At 55.0% G+C, this 21,392-nt stretch carries 20 protein-coding genes; 13 read left to right on the top strand and 7 right to left on the bottom strand.

From position 1 onward, the window contains the following. Positions 1-236: 236 nt before the first annotated feature. The 3 genes from PAGR_RS05475 to mgtA form a co-directional block, all read right to left on the bottom strand. Complete coding sequence (locus tag PAGR_RS05475) at positions 237-710, bottom strand: hypothetical protein (protein WP_014605211.1); 474 nt, start codon at positions 708-710, stop codon at positions 237-239. Further along, positions 697-1,482: a winged helix-turn-helix domain-containing protein gene (locus tag PAGR_RS05470; RefSeq protein ID WP_014605210.1), complete on the bottom strand. Its 786-nt coding sequence runs from the start codon at positions 1,480-1,482 to the stop codon at positions 697-699. The genes PAGR_RS05475 and PAGR_RS05470 overlap by 14 nt, the downstream gene beginning before the upstream one ends. A gap of 473 nt (positions 1,483-1,955) precedes the next feature. After that, on the bottom strand, positions 1,956-4,658 hold the full coding sequence (mgtA, locus tag PAGR_RS05465; protein WP_014605209.1) for a magnesium-translocating P-type ATPase: 2,703 nt from the start codon (positions 4,656-4,658) through the stop codon (positions 1,956-1,958). A 648-nt stretch (positions 4,659-5,306) separates the two neighbouring features. On the opposite strand from mgtA, the gene PAGR_RS05460 reads away from it, so the two are divergent. Genes PAGR_RS05460 through speG form a run of 6 tightly spaced genes read left to right on the top strand, consistent with a single transcriptional unit; the run spans position 5,307 to position 10,842 of the window. Then, positions 5,307-6,881, top strand: coding sequence for an ABC transporter substrate-binding protein (locus tag PAGR_RS05460; RefSeq protein ID WP_014605208.1), 1,575 nt, complete (start codon positions 5,307-5,309; stop codon positions 6,879-6,881). After that, positions 6,881-7,933 (top strand): ABC transporter permease, encoded by a 1,053-nt coding sequence (locus PAGR_RS05455; protein ID WP_013026851.1) that lies wholly within the window; start codon positions 6,881-6,883, stop codon positions 7,931-7,933. Before PAGR_RS05460 ends, PAGR_RS05455 begins: the two co-directional genes overlap by 1 nt. Beyond that, positions 7,930-8,787 (top strand): ABC transporter permease, encoded by an 858-nt coding sequence (locus PAGR_RS05450; protein WP_013026852.1) that lies wholly within the window; start codon positions 7,930-7,932, stop codon positions 8,785-8,787. The genes PAGR_RS05455 and PAGR_RS05450 overlap by 4 nt, the downstream gene beginning before the upstream one ends. Next, complete coding sequence (locus tag PAGR_RS05445; RefSeq protein ID WP_014605207.1) at positions 8,777-9,607, top strand: ABC transporter ATP-binding protein; 831 nt, start codon at positions 8,777-8,779, stop codon at positions 9,605-9,607. Before PAGR_RS05450 ends, PAGR_RS05445 begins: the two co-directional genes overlap by 11 nt. Then, positions 9,600-10,283: an ABC transporter ATP-binding protein gene (locus PAGR_RS05440; protein WP_014605206.1), complete on the top strand. Its 684-nt coding sequence runs from the start codon at positions 9,600-9,602 to the stop codon at positions 10,281-10,283. Before PAGR_RS05445 ends, PAGR_RS05440 begins: the two co-directional genes overlap by 8 nt. 13 nt (positions 10,284-10,296) lie before the next feature. Then, positions 10,297-10,842, top strand: coding sequence for a spermidine N1-acetyltransferase (gene speG, locus PAGR_RS05435; protein WP_013026855.1), 546 nt, complete (start codon positions 10,297-10,299; stop codon positions 10,840-10,842). On the opposite strand, the gene PAGR_RS05430 is transcribed toward speG, so the two are convergent. From PAGR_RS05430 to PAGR_RS05415, 4 genes are all read right to left on the bottom strand, one after another. Next, the gene (locus PAGR_RS05430; RefSeq protein WP_014605205.1) at positions 10,843-11,262 is read right to left on the bottom strand and encodes a hypothetical protein; all 420 of its coding nucleotides are present in this window, start codon (positions 11,260-11,262) and stop codon (positions 10,843-10,845) included. 96 nt (positions 11,263-11,358) lie between these two features. Further along, positions 11,359-12,294 (bottom strand): homocysteine S-methyltransferase, encoded by a 936-nt coding sequence (gene mmuM, locus PAGR_RS05425; protein ID WP_014605204.1) that lies wholly within the window; start codon positions 12,292-12,294, stop codon positions 11,359-11,361. Next, on the bottom strand, positions 12,284-13,690 hold the full coding sequence (gene mmuP, locus PAGR_RS05420; protein WP_014605203.1) for an S-methylmethionine permease: 1,407 nt from the start codon (positions 13,688-13,690) through the stop codon (positions 12,284-12,286). The genes mmuM and mmuP overlap by 11 nt, the downstream gene beginning before the upstream one ends. 136 nt (positions 13,691-13,826) lie before the next feature. Then, entirely contained in the window at positions 13,827-14,162 is a 336-nt protein-coding gene (locus PAGR_RS05415; protein WP_014605202.1) for a DUF2002 family protein, read from the bottom strand. A gap of 151 nt (positions 14,163-14,313) precedes the next feature. On the opposite strand from PAGR_RS05415, the gene PAGR_RS05410 reads away from it, so the two are divergent. The 7 genes from PAGR_RS05410 to proW all read left to right on the top strand — a co-directional run bounded on the left by PAGR_RS05410 (position 14,314) and on the right by proW (position 21,373). Then, complete coding sequence (locus PAGR_RS05410; RefSeq protein WP_014605201.1) at positions 14,314-14,631, top strand: DUF883 family protein; 318 nt, start codon at positions 14,314-14,316, stop codon at positions 14,629-14,631. A 292-nt stretch (positions 14,632-14,923) separates the two neighbouring features. Beyond that, the gene (locus PAGR_RS05405; protein ID WP_014605200.1) at positions 14,924-15,166 is read left to right on the top strand and encodes a redoxin NrdH; all 243 of its coding nucleotides are present in this window, start codon (positions 14,924-14,926) and stop codon (positions 15,164-15,166) included. 4 nt (positions 15,167-15,170) lie between these two features. Beyond that, complete coding sequence (gene nrdI, locus PAGR_RS05400; protein ID WP_013026862.1) at positions 15,171-15,584, top strand: class Ib ribonucleoside-diphosphate reductase assembly flavoprotein NrdI; 414 nt, start codon at positions 15,171-15,173, stop codon at positions 15,582-15,584. Further along, positions 15,554-17,692, top strand: coding sequence for a class 1b ribonucleoside-diphosphate reductase subunit alpha (gene nrdE, locus PAGR_RS05395; protein ID WP_014605199.1), 2,139 nt, complete (start codon positions 15,554-15,556; stop codon positions 17,690-17,692). The genes nrdI and nrdE overlap by 31 nt, the downstream gene beginning before the upstream one ends. A 9-nt stretch (positions 17,693-17,701) precedes the next feature. After that, positions 17,702-18,661, top strand: a complete 960-nt coding sequence (nrdF, locus tag PAGR_RS05390; protein ID WP_014605198.1) for a class 1b ribonucleoside-diphosphate reductase subunit beta — start codon at positions 17,702-17,704, stop codon at positions 18,659-18,661. A gap of 368 nt (positions 18,662-19,029) precedes the next feature. Continuing rightward, entirely contained in the window at positions 19,030-20,229 is a 1,200-nt protein-coding gene (proV, locus tag PAGR_RS05385; protein ID WP_014605197.1) for a glycine betaine/L-proline ABC transporter ATP-binding protein ProV, read from the top strand. After that, complete coding sequence (gene proW, locus PAGR_RS05380; RefSeq protein WP_014605196.1) at positions 20,222-21,373, top strand: glycine betaine/L-proline ABC transporter permease ProW; 1,152 nt, start codon at positions 20,222-20,224, stop codon at positions 21,371-21,373. Before proV ends, proW begins: the two co-directional genes overlap by 8 nt. Positions 21,374-21,392 lie beyond the last annotated feature (19 nt).

Here is a 21,392-nt window from a genome sequence, read left to right as displayed (position 1 = left end):
TAAGCGCGTATCGGCGACGGCTCTCTGCCACAACCGACCGCAATCTTAACCGACGATGCAATTTAACAATTACCGCCCTCAGGCAACCACAAACACTTATCCACGCTTATTTTTAGATTTAATATTCTGAATTTATAAATAAACACAAAATAATAAACCAGACAAAGGCAGCGGTGAGGCAAGAAGAATGAGGACAGGCGAGCAGCAGGCAAGCTCGTGCCCGTCCGGTCAATCCGTTAGCGGGTGTGACAGACAATCAGTGGCAATACACGGCTACCGATAAGTACGGCATCGTTCATACCGGTTATTTTGCTGATATAAAGATAGGAGAAGTTGGTATTCAATACGCTGTCAGGAACATTATCCCGCAGACCCGGATGAAGGGTGAAATGATTGAGTTTATACAGAGACTGAATATAAGGTGAATAGTGGAATTCGGCATTACGCCTTAATACGTAATCCTTGCCATTTTTATGTACGATGCCATCAACGGAGACCATTGCGTCGCCAGAATAACGCAGCGTCAGCACAAAACTGGCGTCCAGATGAAAGTCAGTGGCGGCATCGCGCTGCTTTAAATTAGCCGCGCAGGTAAATTCAAACATGTCACTGTGCGATCGCACGTAATAATAGCTGGCATAAATGACCACGCCCGCCAGGGCAATGATGAGGCACAGCAATAAGGCGAGGCGTCGTTTAGGGTTTATCATTATCTGGCCTCCATCCCAGCTCGGTATAATTTGAGCACGCTATTTTTTCGTCTTTCGTTCTCACGCAGTAGGAGACATAGACGTTGCCGCTGTGGCCTGCCGTGACATTTCTGTCCACATAAAACATATACCGACCGCCCTTCTGACACGCCATTCCGCTGTCTGCAATCAGCTTGTGCCACACGCGTTCAGCAGGAAAGGTCGATTCACCGGGGTGAACGGGAAGATAAAAGACGTCACAGCCGTCAAGCCGGGCGACGCTGACGGGCGTGATGCTTTTCTCTTTCAGAAGCAGCGGAAGAAGAAGCACGCCGAGTAACAGCAAGATAAAACCGCCAGACAGCCAGTAGGCGCGCGGGCTGCGTCGCGTAACGGATGTGGAAGTGGAAGTGGACGCCGGTTCGCCCCCGGGATTTGGGGGCTGGAGGGCCAATTTTTGGATGCGAATGGCGGGATTGAAAACGAAGCCCACCTTGTACACCGTGGTAATCGCCTCCTGCTCTATGCCCAGTGAAGACAGCCCGCGTCGAATGGCGGAAACGTAGGCATTGAGGCTGTTGGAAGAAGGCGTTGCGCCCGTCTCTTGCCAGAAGTTATCCAGGATCTGCTCGCGGGCCAGCACGACGCCGGCGCTTTTCAGGAACATTTCCAGTAAATGGTTGCAGGCAGGCGATAGCGGCACGCTGGTCTCGCTGGAATCCACCAGGCATAGCAGGCCCTGAGCCGGTATAAACCGCACCAAATCGTCAATCACGTACTCCGTTTGTTGCATCCCGTTCTCCGGCAACAAACTGCGTGTTTAATCAATAAGCAACACATGCGTGGCAATAAACCCTTATCGGCATGGGACAAAAGCGCAATGGCTCGCGAAGGCACACAAACGGTGAATGCGGAATCCGCTTCGGCAGGACCTGGCCCTCGTCGAGGCGATCGCAGGTTCAGGTGGTTAACAACCTGCACCCGCGGCAGTGAACGCGGCCTGCCCCATACCGGCTCACCTCAAGATCCCCCGACGCTGACGCGGTGAATAATGTGCAAATTGTATCAGAGAAATCTGGCGGGAGAGAGGGAATGACCAATAGCTTGCTTACATTTATGGCATCACTTTCGACGGATTGATCCAAAACAAAGTGTGCGATCGGCAGCAATGCGGGGAGAGTAAGGCGGGCAGGTGGATGCGTTGCCAACGCGGTTTCGGCATCCACCTGTCGTTTATGACGTTATCGGTTTATTCCTGCAGGCGGATTAATACCAGCGGCCGAAACGTTTGATATAAAACATTTTCATTCCCTGCGCGACCAGGCAGTAGCTGAATAGCGTCAGCACCAGCCAGGGGAAATAGTGCCATGGCAGGGGCACTAACCCGACCATTGCGCCAAGCGACGAGAACGGCAGCAGAATACCGGCGGCGGAAATACCCAGCGTGGTCAGCAGCACTGGTAACCGGGCACAGCTCTGAACAAAGGGGATTTTCTGCGTCCGTAACATGTGCACCACCAGCGTCTGGGACAGCAAACCTTCAACAAACCAGCCGGACTGGAACAGCGACTGCGCACCGGCGTGATTGGCGCCAAACACATACCACATCAGCGCAAAGGTTGTGACATCGAAAATGGAAGAGGTTGGCCCCATCCACAGCATAAAACGTTTGATGTTACCCGCATCCCATTTACGCGGTTTGCGCAGAAACTCGCGATCCATTTTATCCCAGGGCAACGCCAACTGAGAGACGTCATACATCAGGTTCTGAATCAGTAGCTGTACAGAGAGCATGGGCAGAAAAGGAATAAACGCACTCGCTATCAGCACGGAAAACACGTTGCCGAAATTCGAACTGGCCGTCATGTTCAGGTACTTGATGATATTGCCAAAGGTCTCACGCCCTTTCAGTACGCCTTCGCCCAGTACCGCTAAGTCTTTTTCCAGCAAAATAATGTCGGACGACTCTTTGGCGATATCCGTCGCGCTGTCGACCGAAATGCCGACATCCGCCTCGCGCAGCGCGGGTGCATCATTAATGCCATCGCCAAGAAAGCCAACGGTATGTCCATTCTGTTGCAGCAGTTTAAGCACGCGTGACTTCTGTTGAGGCGTAAGTTTGGTGAAGATCATGCAGCGCTCGACGTCCCGGCGCAGCTCGTCGTCACTCATGGCCTCGATTTCATTACCGGTCAGCATGGCTTCTGAAGCCAGCCCGATTTCCTGACAGACGCGCATCGTCACAAGGGGATTATCGCCGGTCAGCACTTTTACGCGAATTCCGCTGTCTTTCAGTGCCTGTATCGCCTTACCCGCGCTCTCTTTAGGCGGATCAAGGAATGTCAGCAGGCCTTCAATCGTTAATTCGCACTCATCTTCACGGCTGAGCGGCACCGATATCCCGTGCTCACGCGTGGCCACCAGCAACACACGAAAACCCTGCTGGTTATAATGCCGTGTCAGCGCGAGCAGCTCTGCGCGCTTTTGCTCGCACAGTGGAAGAGTGGTATCGCCCTGACGTAGCGTGGTCGCCGCCGCCAGCATTTCTTCTACAGCGCCTTTGCAGATGAGCAACGGGCGGTGGCTTTGCAAATCCTCCACGATGACCGAGACACGACGACGAACGAAGTCGAAAGGAAGCTCATCCACTTTCTGAAACTGGCTGCACTGCGCTTTAGACAGCGTTTGCTCACCAAACTTCAGCACGGCGCGATCCATTAAATTTTTCGCACCGCTCTGGCTGCTGCTGTTAAGCCATGCCAGCAGCAGGACGCGGGCATCCTCTTCATCGTTAGCGTTGAGATGCGCCGACAGCAAAATATTGTCCTGTGTCAGCGTGCCGGTTTTATCAGTACAGAGCACATCCATTGCTCCGAGGTTCTGAATGGCGTTCAGGCGTTTAACAATCACTTTGCGGCGCGACATCGCAATGGCGCCTTTTGCCAGATTGGCGCTGACAATCATGGGCAGCATTTCCGGTGTCAGGCCCACCGCAACGGCCAGCGCGAACAGCATGGCATCCATCCAGTCGCCCTTGGTAAAGCCATTTAGCAGTAAGACAATCGGCACCATCACCAACATAAAACGGATGAGGAGTCTGGAAACGCTGTTCACGCCGCGGTCAAACGATGTCTGTGGACGGCGGCCGGACAGAGAGGCCGCTAGCGAACCAAACCAGGTCTCGCTGCCGGTGGCGACCACTAATGCTCTGGCCGTGCCGCTGGCAACATTGGTCCCCATCAGGCAGCTGTTTTTCAGCTCAAGCACGCTGCGACCGGGTTGCTCTTCAATCTCCACGCCTGCGCTGAGATCGTTTTTTTCTACCGGCAGGGATTCCCCGGTCAGGATCGCCTGACTGATGAACAGATCGCGTGAGGTCAGCAGGCGCACATCGGCAGGCACCAGATCGCCCGCGCTCAGTAAAATGACATCCCCCGGCACCAGTTCGCGCATATCGATATCGTAGCGCCGGGAGATTGCACAGCCCTCTTCCCGACGCAGCACGGTCACCTGAGTGCGCACCAGAGATTTCAGCGCCTGAGCGGCACGATTGGTGCGAAACTCCTGCCAGAAACGCAGCAGCCCGCTCAGCGTCACCATGGTAAGAATAATCGTCACGCCCGAGAGATCGGTTTCCTGACCAGCCCGCAACGGCAGCCAGTAATCCGTTATAAAGCTCACCAGTGCCAGAACCATCAGCACATAAATAAACGGATTATTGAATGCCGTAATCAGCTGGATAAACGCAGAGGGCGCCTTCTCATGCATGACTTCATTACGACCATAGTCATTGAGCCGTGCGCTGGCTTCCGCATGGGTCAGCCCCTCAAAGCTGCTGTGCAGATTCGTCAGCGTCACATCGGTGCGATAACGTGCTTCACGTTCAATGGCATAAGGGGTGTTTGATTTTTTTGCTGCACGATGCGCATGGTAAGCCATCGCGGCTTGTTCGAGTTTCATGTCGCTCATGTCGACATCTCCCTGATTTAAAGCAACAGATATCCTGCATGCCAAATAATGCATGCCTGGTTTTCCGGTGATTACCGGTTTATTGAATCAGCCCGTCTCTTGGAAAAAGTTATTTTCCCCACCCTGCGGCCGTAATATCAGGCCGACAGATATCGGGCCTTGCGAAATAAACGCAAAGCAAAAGAAAGCTGAAAGTGAAAGGGTGCGCAGCCCGCAGCTACGCCTGTCGAGGCGGAGGAAAAAGTGCCAGAATATACATCAACATAGCGTGCTCTCGCGGTAACTACAGCGTTAATTTCAAGGAGAGCAATCGTGATCTAAAGAAGGGATTGCTGCCCGCCGTGTGGCAAGCAGCGAAATGCAGTTAGCTTGCCGGAGTTAAATCGCGTTTAGGGTGACTGTCCAATGTATGACTCCTGCAAATATTTTCACGTAGTATAAACGCCGGGTCCTTCGGGTAAAGGAAAATAACCGTTCAATCGCCATCTCGTTTATTAACCGTTTCTGTTTCGCACAGCCATTTTGTTTGCGTCTTATAACCGGGCTGCATTTGTTATAACTTTTTTGCATATCATTAGCCGATAATGGACTATTCTTTGCATGAGCCCTTTCGTACACTCGCGTTACTTTCTCAGGCAAGGATTTTCCATGAAAAAAATAATTCCATCACTACTGGCCTTGTCACTGGCCACCGCCTTTAGCGTCAATGCTGCCACACCAAAAGATACGTTAGTCGTGGTGCAGTCGACCGATGATGCCGACAGCTTCGATCCGGCGAAGGGATTTGAACTCACCAGCGTACAGGCGTTCACCAATATTTATCAGCGGCTGGTCCAGTCCGACCCGCAGAACCCAATTGATTTAAAACCCACGCTGGCAACGTCCTGGCAGCCAGGCAGTGACAATCGCAGCCTGACATTTGCGCTGCGTAAAGACGCTAAATTCTCCAGCGGCAATCCACTGCGTCCGGAAGATGTGATCTTCTCGCTGGGTCGCGTCGTGAAACTGAATCTGGATCCCTCCTTTATTCTTACCCAGCTCGGCTGGAATAAAGATAATGTGGATAGCTTCCTGAAAAAGGTCGATGACGACCATGTGCAAATCAGTTGGACGGCCGACGTCAGCCCGGCCTATGTGCTGAGCCTGCTGTCAGCACCAGTGTCCTCCATCGTCGATGAAAAAACCGTTAGCGCGCACGCCGAAAAAGGCGATTTGGGGAACGGCTGGCTGGCTACGCACTCCGCCGGTAGCGGCCCGTATCAGATTCGCAAGGTCGTGATTCACCAGGCCGTGATCCTGACCGCCAATCCGACCTCTCCAGCCGGGGCGCCAAAGATCAAAAATATTCTGATCAAGAACGTGCCGGAACCCGCGGCCCGCCGTCTGCTGCTTGAGCAAGGTGATGCAGACATCGCCCGTAACCTGGGGGCCGATCAGATCGCCTCGCTGCAGGGCAAAAGCGGTGTGAAAACCGAAGCCATTCCGATGGCCTCGCTGTATTACATTCAGTTCAACATCGGCAACAAAAACAACGCCGCCTTAAAAAATCCGGCCTTCTGGGAAGCCGCGCGCTACCTGTTTGACTACAAGGGCATTGCCGGACAGCTGCTGAAAGGCCAGTTCGATGTGCACCAGACGTTTCTGCCGAAAGGTTTTCTGGGTGCATTAAACGACAACCCCTACAGTTACGATCCTGAAAAAGCCAAAACGATTCTGAAAAAGGCCGGCCTGACTAACGTCAGCTTCACCCTGTCTACCAGCAATCAGCCTCCCTACCTGGATATCGCTCAGGCCCTGCAGGGCAGCTTTGCCAAGGGCGGCGTGAAAGTGGAAGTGTTACCGGGACTGAGTTCTGAAGTCTCGACCCGCGTCAAAGCGCATAATTACGAAGGCACGATCAACGCCTGGGGCGCAGACTACTTTGATCCGAACACCAACGCCGCGTCATTTGCCTATAACCCGGAAGATGGCAGCAAGACGATTGCTTACCGTTCCGACTGGCACATTCCGGAGCTGAACAAACAGGTGCTGGCGGCAACGGCTGAAAGCGATCCGAAAAAACGCGTTGAGCTGTATCAGGCCATGCAGCGTGAAGTGCTGAAAAGCTCGCCTTATGTGATTGGCCTGCAGGCGAAAAACCTCATCGCCCTGCGCGATAACCTCAAGGGCTATGTTCAGGGCATCAACCCGGACATGGTTTACTACTCGCAGGTAACGAAGTAATGGCACAGTCTGCCTCTTCTGCCGGGCCCGCCCGGCATGTCTGGCGGCGCGTTGGCCGCCTTTCATCAGGCTTGCTGTCGCTGGCGATCACCCTGCTGGGTTTGCTGGCGTTCACCTTTATGCTGTCGCATCTGTCCCCTATCGATCCGGTACAGCAAATCGCTGGCGATCATGCCAGCGAAGCGACCTATGCGCAGGTGCGTCACGATCTGGGATTAGATCAGCCGGTACTGATGCAGTTCTGGCACTACATTGAACACCTGCTGCGCGGCGATCTCGGCGTATCCCGCCTGACCAACCAGCCGGTGAGCAGCGACCTGCTTCAGACGTTTCCGGCCACTATCGAGCTGGCGACCTGCGCGATGATTTTTGCCGTCATCTTTGGCGTTTCACTGGCACTGATTGCCGCGTGGAAACCCGGCAGCTGGATTGATAACGTCGCCCGCTTTATCTCCCTGCTGGGCTACTCTGTGCCGGTTTTCTGGCTGGGCCTGCTGGGCCTGTTGCTGTTTTATGCGGTTCTGCACTGGTCTGCCGGACCGGGGCGGCTGGATGATATCTGGGCCTATACGCTGGAGCCGAAAACCGGCTTCGTGCTGATTGACAGCTGGCTGTCGGGTGACCGGGAAATATTCTGGAATGCGGTGGCGCACTTATGGTTACCGGTGGTGATCCTGGGCCTGCTGGCGATGGCAGGCATCACCCGCCTGCTGCGCGCGGCGCTGCTGGAAGAGAGCAGCAAAGAGTATGTGGTGCTGGCACGAGCCAAAGGCGCGGGACGGGGGCGCATTCTGTTGCGCCATATTTTCCCTAACGTGCTCGGCACCCTGATTACCGTGATTGCGCTCTCTTACGCGACCTTGCTGGAAGGCTCGGTCCTGACGGAAACCGTATTTGCCTGGCCCGGCGTGGGGCGCTACATGACCAATGCGCTTTTCTCTGGCGATGTGCCGGCGATTTTAGGTGCCACCTTACTGATCGGCGGCTGCTTTATCCTGATTAACGCGCTGGCGGATGCCCTCACCTGGTTAACCGACCCGAGAACACGATGACGCAACAACTCACTGAACTTGAAACGGTGCGACCCCGTCGCCGCCGTCGCCGCATCACCTCGTTAACCATTGGATTGACGCTGGTGACGATTGTGATTCTGATGGCAGTGCTGGCCCCGCTTATTGCCCCTTACGATCCGAATCTGCAAACCATCGCCAGCCGGTTGCTGCCGCCTTCGGCTGCACACTGGTTCGGCACCGATGGATTTGGTCGCGATTTACTCTCCCGGGTGATTTATGGCGCGCGCCCTACGCTGCTGCTGGTCTCGCTGATCCTGGTTCTGACCATTCCGGTTGGCCTGTTGGTGGGGATCACCGCGGGTTACGCGGGCGGCTGGACCGAGCGCGTATTAATGCGCATTACGGATATTTTTCTGTCGCTGCCTAACCTGGTGATTGCGCTGGCGCTGGTCGCAATGATGGGACCGGGACTGATGAACGGCGCGCTGGCTCTGGCGCTGACCAGTTGGCCTCCGTTTGCCCGCCAGGCACGAGCCGAAACCCTGGCGCTGCGCCGCAGCGACTATCTGGCGGCGGCCCGAATGCAGGGGATTACCGGTTTTCGCCTGATGTTCGGCCATATTCTGCCGCTGTGCCTGCCCACCGCGGTGGTGCGCGCCGCACTCAGCCTGGGTGGGATTATTCTGGCGGCCGCCGGACTGGGCTTCCTTGGCATGGGCGTGCAACCGCCGACCGCCGAGTGGGGTTCAATGGTGGCAGAAGGCAGTAAGGTCATATTTGACCAGTGGTGGGTCGCTGCTGCACCCGGCGCGGCCATTCTGTTTGCCAGCCTGGCCTTTAACCTGACAGGCGATGGCCTGCGTGACCGACTGGATACCCGACATGCAAAATAACATTCTGGTAGAGTCGCTCAGCATCCGCAGCGACGACGCGACGCTGGTCGATAACATTAGCTTTTCTATCGGGCGTGAGCGCGTGGCGCTGGTCGGCGAATCCGGCTCCGGCAAATCCCTTACTGCACGAACCCTGATGGGACTGCTGTCGCCGTCACTGCATCTGCAGGCTACCCAGCTCCAGGTCGCCGGTGAAAATGCCCTGACCCTGAACGAACGCAGCTGGAGTAAGCTTCGTGGCGATCGCGTGGCCATGGTGATGCAGGATCCCAAGTATGCGCTGAACCCGGCGCGGACAATCGGCTGGCAGGTTGAAGAACCGCTGATTCTGCATCGCCGCCTGAGTCGGGCGGAACGTAAAGAAAAAGTCTGCGATATGCTGGACGCGGTGGGCCTGCCCGATCCGCAAGCCCTGATGCAGTTCTATCCGCATCAGCTTTCGGGCGGCATGGGCCAGCGCGTGATGCTGGCGATCGCCCTGATTACCGATCCGGCTTTTTTGATTGCGGATGAGCCGACCTCCGCGCTGGATCACGCCATGCGCGATCAGGTGCTGTCGCTGATCCGCCAACTGGTTGAGTCACGCAACATGGGCCTGTTGCTGATTAGCCACGACCTGCAACAGGTTTCGGAACACTGCGAGCGGGTTATGGTGATGTACAAAGGCCGGGTGCTGGATACGCTGCCGGCCGCCGATCTGCCTCAGGCCACGCATCCCTACACCCGTACGCTGTGGTCATGCCGTCCCAGTAAAGCAACACATGGACAACCGCTGCCGGTTCTGGACCGCGCGGCGCTGGAGGCCAACCACAATGATTAATTTGAATAACCTCAGTGTGTCACACAAGCAGGGTTACGATCTCCGCACGGTGGTGCACGACGTGAATCTTCAGGTGAACGCCAGTGAGTGCTTTGGCCTGGTCGGCCCGTCCGGCTGTGGTAAATCGTCGCTGCTGTGGGTTATGGCTGGACTGAATCCCCACTGGCAGGGCGAGATGCAGCTGGCCGGGCATCCGGTGCAGCCAGGCAAAACCTTTACCGGTGCGCTGCGCCAGGACGTGCAAATGGTGTTTCAAGACCCATATGCTTCCCTGCATCCGCGCCACCGTTTGCGCCGCACGCTGGCTGAGCCGCTCAGGCTGCTTAAGCAGGATAACATTGACGATCGTATTGATGACAGATTTCGCCATGTCGGGCTGGACCCGTCGTTAGCCGATCGTTATCCTCATCAGCTGTCCGGCGGCCAGCGTCAGCGCGTGGCGATTGTTCGCGCTCTGTTGCTGCAGCCCAAAATACTGCTGCTGGATGAGCCGACATCAGCACTGGATATGTCAATACAGGCTGAAATCCTCAATCTGCTTAACGATCTCAAGCGTCAGGATGGCCTGACCATGGTTCTGGTGAGTCATGATCCTGACGTGATTGACCATATGTGTGACCGTGCCGTACGCATGGCGCAGGGGCGGATCGTTGAGCACATTGCCGCTCCAGCCTAAGTAAGGAAAGATAATGACCATCAGACTCCGCCCGCTGGAAAGAGAAGATCTGCACTTTGTGCACCAGCTTGATAACAATGCCAGCGTCATGCGCTACTGGTTCGAAGAGCCGTATGAGGCTTTTGTTGAGCTGTCCGATCTCTACGACAAACACATTCACGATCAGACCGAGCGACGTTTCGTGGTGGAACATGAGGGGCAAAAAGCGGGAATGGTGGAACTGGTCGAAATTAACCATGTCCATCGGCGTGCTGAGTTTCAGATCATCATCGATCCGACCCATCAGGGCAAAGGCCTGGCAACCCAGGCCGCCCGCCTGGCGATGGATTACGGTTTCTCAGTCCTCAACCTGTACAAGCTGTACCTGATTGTCGATCAGGAAAATGAGAAAGCGATCCATATCTACAGCAAACTCGGTTTTGAGATCGAAGGCGTGCTAAAACACGAATTCTTTATCAATGGCGAGTACCGCAATACGATCCGTATGTGCATTTTCCAGCATCAGTATCTGGAACGGCATAAAACCCAGGGCAGCATGGTCAAACCCACTGCCCAGTAATCAGCCGCGCGCGCCGACCGGATTCATGTAAGGGTTGGGATGCTCTGGCTCGAGGTTGTACATGCCGCCATAGAACGGATCCACCAGTAACCAACCGGGTAAACCCAGCAGGGGAATATTTCCCAGCAGATACCAGAGGTTGGCGCGGGCCTCAATTGGCACCGTTACTGGCACATAGCCCGGACTTTCCAGCATCAGCAGATAGTGTTTTTTGCCAAAGTAGCGGTGGTTGGATTTCTCCAGGATGACGGTTTTCGGCGTGTATCCTTCCGCAACCGGGCGGCCGTTTTCATCCTGCACGGTAAAACGCGCGCCCGGCGGCTGTGAATCGATCAGAACCGATTGAGTTTCAGTGCCAACAATGGTGGCGCAGCCGCTCAGAAGCATCGCGGCGGCAAGCGCCAGAATGTGCTGTTTCATGGAAGGATCCGATAAAAGTCAGGAAGCACAGTGTAAACCGCCCTTCCCACCTTTTCATCTGTCTCAATCGGGCTATCATCGCCCGATTCTGCCGCTTTATTGCGGTTGACAATGCCGGGCAATAGCCGCGATGTCTTTGGGGGAGGTGCGGCAGCAGCCGCCAATGAGCCGGGCACCGGCCTGCTGCCACTCGCTAAACTTGTCATGCAAGGTGCAGCCAGAGGGCGCAGAGTGCCAGGTTTTGCTGCTGGCGTCGTACTGCTCGCCCGAGTTGGGATAGACCACCAGCGGTTTGTCCGTCAGGCGCTGGAGCTGCTGCAGGGCCGGCGTAACGCTTTCCAGCGCAATACAGTTGATTCCTAATGCCACCACCTGCGGTTGCGCATTGAGGTAAGCCGCCACCTCACGCAGCGGCGTACCGTCGCTGATGTGTTCGGCATCACGCAGCGTGAACGAGAACCAGGCGCGGCTGTCAGGGAATTCGCCTAACAGGGCAACCAGCGCCTGGGCTTCTGCAAAGGAGGGCAGCGTTTCGCAGGCCAGTACATCCACGCCCGCCGTCAGTAATGCGTTGATCCGTGGGCGATGGAACGCCATCATTTCAGCCTCTGGCAGCGCGTAATCCCCCCGGTATTCCGATCCATCGGCCAGAAACGCGCCGTAAGGTCCGACCGATCCCGCCACCAGCAGGATCTTTGCTTCGGCCTGCGTCGCCAGATAATCTGCGCGGGCACGTTTAGCCAGTTCGACGCTTTGCGCGATCAGCGCCAGAGACTGCGTTTCGTTGAGGCCCCGCGCCGCAAAGCCCTGCGGCGTTGCCTGATAGCTGGCAGTAATGGCGCAGCGCGCGCCGGCAGCAAAATAGTCGTAGTGCACCTGGTAAATCAGCTCAGGGTTCTCCACCAGCACTTTAGCGGACCATAACGCATCCGCCAGATCGCAACCACGTGCCTCAAGCTCGGTCGCCAGCGCGCCGTCAAGAATTAGCGGTGCAGACTGTTGTAATGCGCGCGAAACAGGATTATGCGACATCCCTGGCCTCCTTAGCCTGTGTTTTTTTGTGCGTGACATGGTAAGCGCCATAGCAAAACAGCACAAACGGAATTCCGCACCACAGGGCAATACGCTGCGAGGGATCGAAAGCCAGCCCCACACAGGCCAGCAGGCAAAGCAGGAAGCCCAGGATGGGAGTGAGCGGATACAGCGGCGCGCGATAAACCAGTTCCTGCAGCGATTTACCCTGTTGCACATGACGACGACGAAAAACGTAGTGCGACGCGCAGATGCTCAACCACACGGCCACCACGGCAAAGCCAGAGATAGCAGACAGCGCCACAAATACGGTATCCGGCGCGACCACGCTGGAGAACAGCGCCAACAGGCCGCCGATCATACTGACCGTTATCGCCAGCAGAGGTACCCCGCGTTTGTTGACCCGGGCGAAGGCGCGCGGCAGCGTGTTCTCATTGGCCAGCGACCACAGCATGCGGCCTGAGGCATACAGACCCGAGTTCGCCGCAGACAGGATGGCCGTGAGTATCACAAAGTTAATGATATCTGCCGCCCAGGGAATGCCGATCTTCTCAAATACCAGCACAAAGGGACTTTTAACGATGCCGGCCTGGTCCATTGGAATTAAGGCGGCCAGCACGAAAACGGTGCCGACAAAGAACAGGATCAGGCGCGCGACGGTAGTGCGAATGGCCAGCGGCACGACTTTTTGCGGGTTTTCGGTTTCGCCTGCGGCAATGCCAATTAGCTCGGTGCCGGAAAAGGCAAAGTTCACCGCGACCATCGTCATCAGAATCGGTAATACACCATTAGGTAGCCAGCCGTGTGCGGTGATATTGCTCAAACCCGGCGCGGGTGTGCCGTCTTTCATCGGGATAAAGCCAAACATGGCCGCGCCGCCCAGGACGATAAAGGCGACAATCGTGATGACTTTGATGATGGAAAACCAGAATTCCCCTTCGGCAAAGAAACGGGTGGAAATCACGTTGAGCAGATAGATGGCGATGCAGAAGACCAGGCACCATAGCCAGACCGGCACGTGTGGAAACCAGTACTGCATGCAGAACCCTGCCGCCGTCAGGCTGGAGCCCAACGCGACGGTCCAGGTCAGCCAGTACAGCCAGGCGACGGTATAGCCCGTGGCCGGGCTCAGATAGCGAGCGGCATAGACGTGAAATGCCCCCGTTTCAGGCATGGCGACCGACAGCTCACCCAGGCAGGCCATCACAAGCCATACCACCAGCGCACCAATCAGATAAGCCAGCAGCGTGCCTGCGGCCCCGGTGGTGGAAATAATGTAGCCGGTATTAAAAAACAGGCCGGTACCGATGACGCCGCCCAGCGATAGCATCACCAGGTGGCGAACTTTCATGGTTCGCTTAAATTGATCCTGCGAAGAAGTCGTCTGCTCGCTCATATATCCCATCCGTATGGACGTCTAAACATCTATATGCAGCAGATTTATACGCATTACGGCGCCGAAATGCAACGGGCGAAACGGTCAGGCATCGACGGGAAGGGATCGTTGCCCCGCGTTAACGGGGCGGGATGCGCTAGCCGAACACGCTCTGTATATAGCGTTCAAGCGCCATGCGGGAACTGAAACCGTGTGGAATACCATAATGTTCCTGCGAATCACCCGCCAGGTAGAGAGGGAACTGCGTGTAGTGATCACAGGTTTTCATTTCTGACGCCGGTTCGGCAAAAGGCTGACTTTTTTCTTTCAACGTTGGGTGAATGATCAGCGCCGTGCGCCCCATACGCGCTTCGCGGTTAACATAAACATAGTTGTCGCCACGACGGTAGCCATAAGCGCGTGGTGTAATCTCATCGACTTCAAAGCCTACTTTTTCCAGTACGCGCGCTACCTCATCTGGTCGTAAATACATGCTTGATCCTCTCCTCTTCAAAAGCCACGCAACCTTACATCAGCGTGGCTGCACGGGCATTCGGAATTTTCCCTAAAGGGCCATCCCGCGCCTCGTTAAGTCAAACGTGGTCTACACTGAGTATTACGTGTTAATGACAAGGGAGCCAAAAATGTTTAATCGAACGCAAAAAAACGATGACATTGATATCAATCAGGATGTGAACGAGCTGGCTGATTCACTTGAAGCGTTGCTGAAATCTTACGGCAGCGAAGCGAAGGATGAGGTTAATTCAGCCCGCAGCCAGGCGGAAGCGCTGCTGAAGCAAACCCGTGCGAAATTAAACGGTGGCGGCAATCGTGTTTCGCAGGCCGCCCGCGATGCCGGCTATCAGGTTGATGCCTATGTGCATGATAAACCCTGGTACGGTGTCGGCATCGGCGCTGCGGTCGGGATTGTGCTGGGCGCGCTGTTAGTGTCCCGCCGCTAGTCCCTGCCCTGCCGTTATCATCAGCCTCGCTCAATGAGCGGGGCTTTTTTTATGCCTGTTTTTTGCGCAACTGGCTTTACAAAATATTTTTTCGCGTGGCAGGGCGCGTCGCCACTGGCTTGCCGCATCCGGGGCCATTAACCCCATATATAGTACGCTTGACCGCAATTAACGCTACATCTAGTATTCATTTCATTGTCACACCACAAGATGTTTGCAAGGACGAAGCCTGATTCATGGAAAAAAACTTCGTTATCCGCAGCGGCACCGCAATGAAAGAGGAATACGAATCATGCGCATTATTATTTACACTAAAAACAACTGTGTCCAGTGTAATGCCACGAAAAATGCACTGGATCGTCAGGGCATCGACTACCACCTCATCAACCTGGATACGCAACCGGAGGCCATCGATAACCTCAAGGCCTTGGGTTACCGCCAGGTACCGGTCGTCATGACGCGTGACGATCACTGGAGTGGGTTCCGCCCTGACAAGATAGCTGGCCTGTCTCAGTCCGTGGCGATGGGCGGATAGCCGCATGTTTCCACTGGTCTATTTTTCCAGCCAGTCGGAAAACACCCATCGGTTTATTCTCCGTCTGGGCCTGCCCGCGTGCCGCATACCGATTGACGCGAAGCAACAGCTGCACATTGACCAGCCCTATATTCTGGTCGTGCCCAGCTATGGCGGCGGCAGCCACCGCGGTGCGGTGCCCAGACAGGTTATTCAGTTTCTCAATGATGACGCCAACCGCAACGGCTTACGCGGCGTTATCGCCGCCGGTAACCGTAATTTTGGCGAAGGTTACTGCCTGGCTGGCGACATCATTGCTAAGAAATGTCAGGTTCCCTACCTGTATCGGTTTGAACTGATGGGAACCCCCGACGATATCGCCAATGTGAAAGCGGGAGTAACCCAATTTTGGCAACGACAGATACCCTCAACGACGTAGCGCTGGATTACCATGCGCTGAACGCCATGCTGAACCTGTATGACGCTGACGGCCGTATCCAGTTTGACAAGGATCAGCAGGCCGCACGTCAGTTTGTTATTCAGCACGTGCAGCCCAACACCCAGCACTTTGCCAGCATCGCAGAGCGCCTGCGCTATCTGGTCGCCGAAGGCTACTACGAAGCTTCCGTACTTAATCAGTATGATTTTAACTTTGTCTGCGGGCTGCACGACGAAGCCGATGCATGGGGCTTTGCGTTCAAGACCTTTTTGGGTGCGTGGAAGTACTACACCAGCTACACCCTGAAAAGTTTTGATGGCAAGCGTTACCTGGAAACCTTCGAGCAGCGTGCCTGTATGGTGGCGCTGACGCTGGCACAGGGCGATGAAACCCTGGCGCGCTCGGTGCTGGAAGCCATCCTGAGTGGGCGTTTTCAGCCCGCCACGCCGACGTTTCTGAACAGCGGCAAGCAACAGCGCGGCGAACTGGTTTCCTGCTTCCTGCTGCGCATTGAAGACAACATGGAGTCGATTGGCCGGGCCGTGAACTCTGCGCTCCAGCTGTCTAAACGCGGCGGCGGCGTGGCGTTTCTGCTGTCGAACCTGCGTGAGTCCGGCGCGCCGATCAAGCGCATTGAAAACCAGTCTTCCGGCGTTATTCCGGTGATGAAAATGCTGGAGGATGCGTTTTCTTATGCTAACCAGCTCGGCGCGCGTCAGGGAGCCGGCGCAGTCTGGCTGAATGCTCACCATCCGGATATTTTGCGCTTCCTGGATACCAAGCGCGAAAACGCCGATGAAAAAATCCGCATTAAAACGCTGTCGCTGGGCGTGGTCATTCCGGATATCACCTTCCAGCTTGCCAAAGAGAATCAGCCGATGGCGCTGTTCTCGCCCTACGATGTTGAAAGAATCTACGGTCAGGCGTTTGGCGATATTAGCATCAGCGAGAAATACGCGGAGATGCTGGCGGACGACAGAATCCGTAAAACCTATATTCAGCCGCGCGATTTCTTTCAGACGCTGGCGGAAATCCAGTTTGAATCAGGCTATCCCTACATCATGTATGAGGACAGCGTAAACCGGGGTAACCCGATTGCCGGTCGCATCAATATGAGCAACCTCTGCTCAGAGATTTTGCAGGTGAACAGCGCCAGCGAATTCAACGAGGATCTCAGCTACCGCCGCATGGGCAAAGATATCTCCTGTAACCTTGGATCGCTGAATATTGCCCATGCGATGGATTCTGGCGATCTGGCCCACACGGTAGAAACGGCAATTCGGGCGCTGACTGCGGTGTCAGATATGAGTGACATTGGCTCGGTTCCCTCCGTTGCGGAAGGCAATCGCCGCTCGCATGCTATCGGTCTGGGTCAGATGAACCTGCATGGTTACCTGGCCCGTGAAGGCATTGCTTACGGATCACCCGAGGCGCTGGATTTCACCAATCTCTATTTCTACTGCGTGACTTATTATGCACTGCGTGCCTCGAATCAGCTGGCAAAAGAGCGCCAGCAGACTTTCGACGGTTTTAGCGCCTCAACCTATGCCACCGGCGCGTATTTTGACAAATATCTGCAAAGCGACTGGCAGCCGCGAACCGCCCGCATCGCCGCCCTGTTTGCCGATGCGGGCATCAGCTTGCCCTGTCACAACGACTGGCTGGCACTGCGTGAATCGGTGATGGCCTCGGGGCTGTATAATCAAAACCTGCAGGCGATACCGCCTACCGGATCGATCTCCTATATCAACCACGCCACGTCCAGTATTCATCCGATTGTGTCGCGAATAGAGATCCGCAAAGAGGGCAAAACCGGTCGCGTTTACTATCCGGCCCCCTTCATGACCAACGACAATCTGGAACTCTATCAGGACGCTTACCAGATTGGGCCGGAAGCCATTATTGATACCTACGCAGAGGCGACCCGACATGTGGATCAGGGCCTGTCATTAACCCTGTTTTTCCGGGATGACGTGACCACGCGCGACATTAATAAAGCGCAGATTTACGCCTGGAAGAAAGGGATTAAAACGCTTTACTACATTCGACTGCGCCAGATGGCCCTGCAAGGCACTGAAATTCAGGGCTGCGTCTCCTGCGCACTGTGAGAACCCATTATGCAACTCAGACAAATTCAAGCCATTAACTGGAACCGTATTCAGGATGAGAAAGATCTTGAAGTCTGGAACCGTCTGACCAGCAACTTCTGGTTGCCGGAAAAAGTCCCCTTGTCCAACGATCTGCCGGCCTGGCAGACGCTGGATAAACAGCATCAGCAGTTGACCATCCGCGTATTCACCGGCCTGACGCTGCTGGACACTATCCAGAACGTGCTGGGTGCACCGGGCTTAATGCCCGATGCGCTGACGCCGCATGAGGAGGCCGTCTTGTCGAATATCAGCTTTATGGAGGCGGTACATGCCCGCTCATACAGCTCGATTTTTTCGACGTTGTGTCATACCAGCGATGTGGATGCCGCTTATCAGTGGAGCGAAGAGAATCAGGCGCTGCAAAATAAAGCCGAGATCATTCTTACTCATTACCGCGCTGACGATCCGTTAAAGAAAAAAATCGCCAGCGTCTTTCTGGAGTCGTTCCTGTTCTATTCAGGATTCTGGCTGCCGATGTACTGGTCAAGCCGTGGCAAACTGACCAATACCGCCGATCTGATTCGGCTCATCATCCGCGATGAGGCCGTTCACGGCTACTATATTGGCTACAAGTACCAAAAAGCCCTTGAGCAGGTTGATGAAGGCCGCCGCGAAGCATTGCAGCAGTTCGCCATCGATCTGCTGCTGGCGCTGTATGAAAACGAGGTTGTTTATACAGAAGCGCTCTATGGCGATGTCGGCTGGGCGGAAGAAGTGAAAACCTTCCTGCACTACAACGCCAACAAGGCCTTGATGAATCTTGGCTATGAAGCGCTGTTCCCGGCAGAATTAACTCAGGTTAACCCGGCAATTCTGTCGGCGTTATCTCCAAACGCGGATGAAAATCACGACTTCTTTTCGGGTTCGGGCTCCTCATACGTGATGGGCAAAGCGGTCGAAACGGAAGACGAAGACTGGAGTTTCTAAGGTTGTCTGTGCCGTCATAACAGGTCACAGGCGGTCATGATTACTGGCGCTGATTAATAAGCTGTTATTTCCCTTAAATCAGCGTCATTATTTCTTATTCATTCCCTCCCTTCCGCTCGTCATTCTGCCAATATCTCAGCGCTGCACGGTCTAATTACTGTCGTTTTTCAAAATAAATCATAAAAAATTCATCTCCCCGCATCCCTTGTGATGACTGGAAATTATCGCGATAAGGCGTGATTTCAAGCCATGAATATTTCACACCAGGGTTGACAGATAATCTGAGTATGTCAGGTTATAGCCTGCTTAAATTGAACCAGGGTACGTCATTTTACATTAAAATAATTTAATCAGGGCATTAATTACGGATGACAATAAAATTAGAAGTAAAAAATCTTTATAAGGTATTTGGTGATAATCCACAGAGGGCATTTAAATATATTGATAAGGGCTGTGGTAAAGAGGAAATCCTCGAAAAAACAGGCTTATCGCTCGGTGTCAAAAATGCCAGTCTGGCCATTGAAGAAGGCGAGATCTTCGTCATCATGGGGTTATCCGGTTCAGGGAAATCCACCATGGTTCGCCTTCTCAATCGTCTGATAGAGCCGACGCGCGGCCAGGTGATTATTGACGGTGTCGATATTGCAAAAATATCGGACAGCGAACTGCGTGAGGTTCGCCGAAATAAGATCAGCATGGTATTTCAGTCATTCGCCTTAATGCCGCATCTTGACGTTGTAAATAATGCCGCTTTTGGCATGGAATTAGCCGGCATCCCCTTAGCAGAACGTCAGGAAAAAGCCCTTGAGGCATTACGTCAGGTTGGGCTGGAGAATTACGCCCACGCCTATCCTGATGAGCTATCAGGCGGCATGCGTCAGCGTGTAGGTCTGGCACGCGCTTTAGCCATTAATCCCGATATTTTATTAATGGATGAAGCCTTTTCTGCACTCGATCCCTTAATTCGTACCGAAATGCAGGATGAGCTGGTGAAATTACAGGCCAGACATCAGCGCACTATCGTATTTATTTCACACGACCTGGACGAAGCCATGCGCATTGGCGATCGTATTGCCATTATGCAAAATGGCGAAGTCATTCAGGTCGGCTCACCCGATGAAATCCTGAATAATCCCGCCAATGATTATGTCCGCACGTTCTTCCGCGGCGTCGATATCAGTCACGTCTTTAGCGCTAACGATATTGCGCGCCGAAATGCTGGCGCGCTCATTCGCAAAGCGACCGGATTAGGCCCGCGCTCGGCCATAAAACTGCTGCAGGAAGAAGATCGTGATTACGGCTACGTGCTGGAGAAACAGAAATTCATCGGCGTAGTGTCAACCGATTCTCTCAAGGCGGCCCTGGCGGCAGGGCAAGGGCTGGAAAGCGCCCTGCTCGACGCGCCAGCGGCGGTTCCTGCCACGACCTCGTTAAACGAACTGCTCTCACACGTGGCGCAGGCTCCCTGTGCCGTTCCGGTGGTGGGAGAAGAAAATCAATACGTCGGTGTGATATCGAAAAGCACGCTGCTACGTGCTTTAGATCGTGAAGGAGCCAGCAATGAGTAAAGACACAGCAACCCCATGGGATAACCCCACGACCACCGATACGCAGAGCGCCCCGGCGAGCGATCCCTGGTCGGGTGCCGCAGATCAGAGCGGTGCCGCCGACAGCGGCCATCATGCCGCCACCGGCGGTGCAGATGCGTGGGGCACGCCGGACGGCGGTGCCGCGGCAGGCTCCAGCGGCAGCACAGACTGGTTGAACAACGCGCCTGCACCCCAGGCGGACCATTTCACTATTATGGATCCGTTCCATAAAACCTGGATTCCGCTGGATCACTGGGTCACCGAAGGGATCGACTGGGTCGTGAATCATTTCCGTCCGGTCTTTCAAAGCATTCGCGTACCGGTGGATTATATCCTCAGCGCGTTTCAACAGCTGCTGCTGGGCATGCCCGCGCCGGTGGCTATCGCGCTGTTTGCGTTAATCGCCTGGCAAATCGCCAGCCCGGCGATGGGCATTGCCACGCTGATTTCGCTGATCGCCATTGGCGCCATTGGTGCCTGGTCGCAGGCGATGATTACGCTGGCGCTGGTGCTCACCGCCCTGCTGTTTTGCATCATCATTGGCCTGCCTATGGGCATCTGGCTGGCGCGCAGTGAACGTGCGGCACGTATTGTGCGTCCGCTGCTGGACGCCATGCAGACCACACCGGCCTTCGTTTACCTGGTGCCGATTGTTATGCTGTTTGGTATCGGGAATGTCCCGGGCGTCGTCGTCACCATCATTTTTGCCCTGCCGCCCATTGTCAGGCTGACCATCCTGGGAATTAAACAGGTTCCTGCCGACCTGATCGAAGCCAGTGAGTCCTTTGGCGCCAGTCCGCGCCAGCTGCTGTTTAAGGTTCAGCTGCCGCTGGCCATGCCCACCATCATGGCGGGTGTGAATCAGACGCTGATGCTCGCCCTGTCGATGGTGGTGATTGCCTCCATGATTGCCGTGGGTGGACTGGGCCAGATGGTGCTGCGCGGCATTGGTCGTCTGGACATGGGCCTGGCCTCCGTGGGCGGCGTCGGCATCGTGATTCTGGCCATTATCCTTGACCGCCTGACGCAGTCGGTGGCGCGTGACAAACGCAGCCGTGGCCGTCGCCACTGGTATCACACCGGCCCTATTGGCCTGCTGACACGTCCTTTCCGTCAATCCTGAATCTTGAGTGCGGCAGTCA

This window comes from Pantoea ananatis PA13, from assembly GCF_000233595.1.
Classification (GTDB): Bacteria; Pseudomonadota; Gammaproteobacteria; order Enterobacterales; family Enterobacteriaceae; genus Pantoea; species Pantoea ananatis.
Note: the sequence above shows the minus strand (reverse complement) of the source record. Positions and strands in the feature narration are given on the sequence as shown.

Excerpts from the sequence above, each read along its gene's own strand:
- mmuM (WP_014605204.1), bottom strand. The coding sequence starts at position 12,294 with ATGTCGCATAATCCTGTTTCGCGCGCATTACAACAGTCTGCACCGCTA.
- proW (WP_014605196.1), top strand. The coding sequence starts at position 20,222 with ATGAGTAAAGACACAGCAACCCCATGGGATAACCCCACGACCACCGAT.
- PAGR_RS05440 (WP_014605206.1), top strand. The coding sequence starts at position 9,600 with ATGATTAATTTGAATAACCTCAGTGTGTCACACAAGCAGGGTTACGAT.
- PAGR_RS05405 (WP_014605200.1), top strand. The coding sequence starts at position 14,924 with ATGCGCATTATTATTTACACTAAAAACAACTGTGTCCAGTGTAATGCC.
- nrdI (WP_013026862.1), top strand. The coding sequence starts at position 15,171 with ATGTTTCCACTGGTCTATTTTTCCAGCCAGTCGGAAAACACCCATCGG.
- PAGR_RS05460 (WP_014605208.1), top strand. The coding sequence starts at position 5,307 with ATGAAAAAAATAATTCCATCACTACTGGCCTTGTCACTGGCCACCGCC.
- proV (WP_014605197.1), top strand. The coding sequence starts at position 19,030 with ATGACAATAAAATTAGAAGTAAAAAATCTTTATAAGGTATTTGGTGAT.
- PAGR_RS05415 (WP_014605202.1), bottom strand. The coding sequence starts at position 14,162 with ATGTATTTACGACCAGATGAGGTAGCGCGCGTACTGGAAAAAGTAGGC.
- nrdF (WP_014605198.1), top strand. The coding sequence starts at position 17,702 with ATGCAACTCAGACAAATTCAAGCCATTAACTGGAACCGTATTCAGGAT.
- PAGR_RS05455 (WP_013026851.1), top strand. The coding sequence starts at position 6,881 with ATGGCACAGTCTGCCTCTTCTGCCGGGCCCGCCCGGCATGTCTGGCGG.
- PAGR_RS05475 (WP_014605211.1), bottom strand. The coding sequence starts at position 710 with ATGATAAACCCTAAACGACGCCTCGCCTTATTGCTGTGCCTCATCATT.
- speG (WP_013026855.1), top strand. The coding sequence starts at position 10,297 with ATGACCATCAGACTCCGCCCGCTGGAAAGAGAAGATCTGCACTTTGTG.
- mmuP (WP_014605203.1), bottom strand. The coding sequence starts at position 13,690 with ATGAGCGAGCAGACGACTTCTTCGCAGGATCAATTTAAGCGAACCATG.
- PAGR_RS05410 (WP_014605201.1), top strand. The coding sequence starts at position 14,314 with ATGTTTAATCGAACGCAAAAAAACGATGACATTGATATCAATCAGGAT.
- PAGR_RS05470 (WP_014605210.1), bottom strand. The coding sequence starts at position 1,482 with ATGCAACAAACGGAGTACGTGATTGACGATTTGGTGCGGTTTATACCG.
- PAGR_RS05450 (WP_013026852.1), top strand. The coding sequence starts at position 7,930 with ATGACGCAACAACTCACTGAACTTGAAACGGTGCGACCCCGTCGCCGC.
- mgtA (WP_014605209.1), bottom strand. The coding sequence starts at position 4,658 with ATGAGCGACATGAAACTCGAACAAGCCGCGATGGCTTACCATGCGCAT.
- PAGR_RS05430 (WP_014605205.1), bottom strand. The coding sequence starts at position 11,262 with ATGAAACAGCACATTCTGGCGCTTGCCGCCGCGATGCTTCTGAGCGGC.
- PAGR_RS05445 (WP_014605207.1), top strand. The coding sequence starts at position 8,777 with ATGCAAAATAACATTCTGGTAGAGTCGCTCAGCATCCGCAGCGACGAC.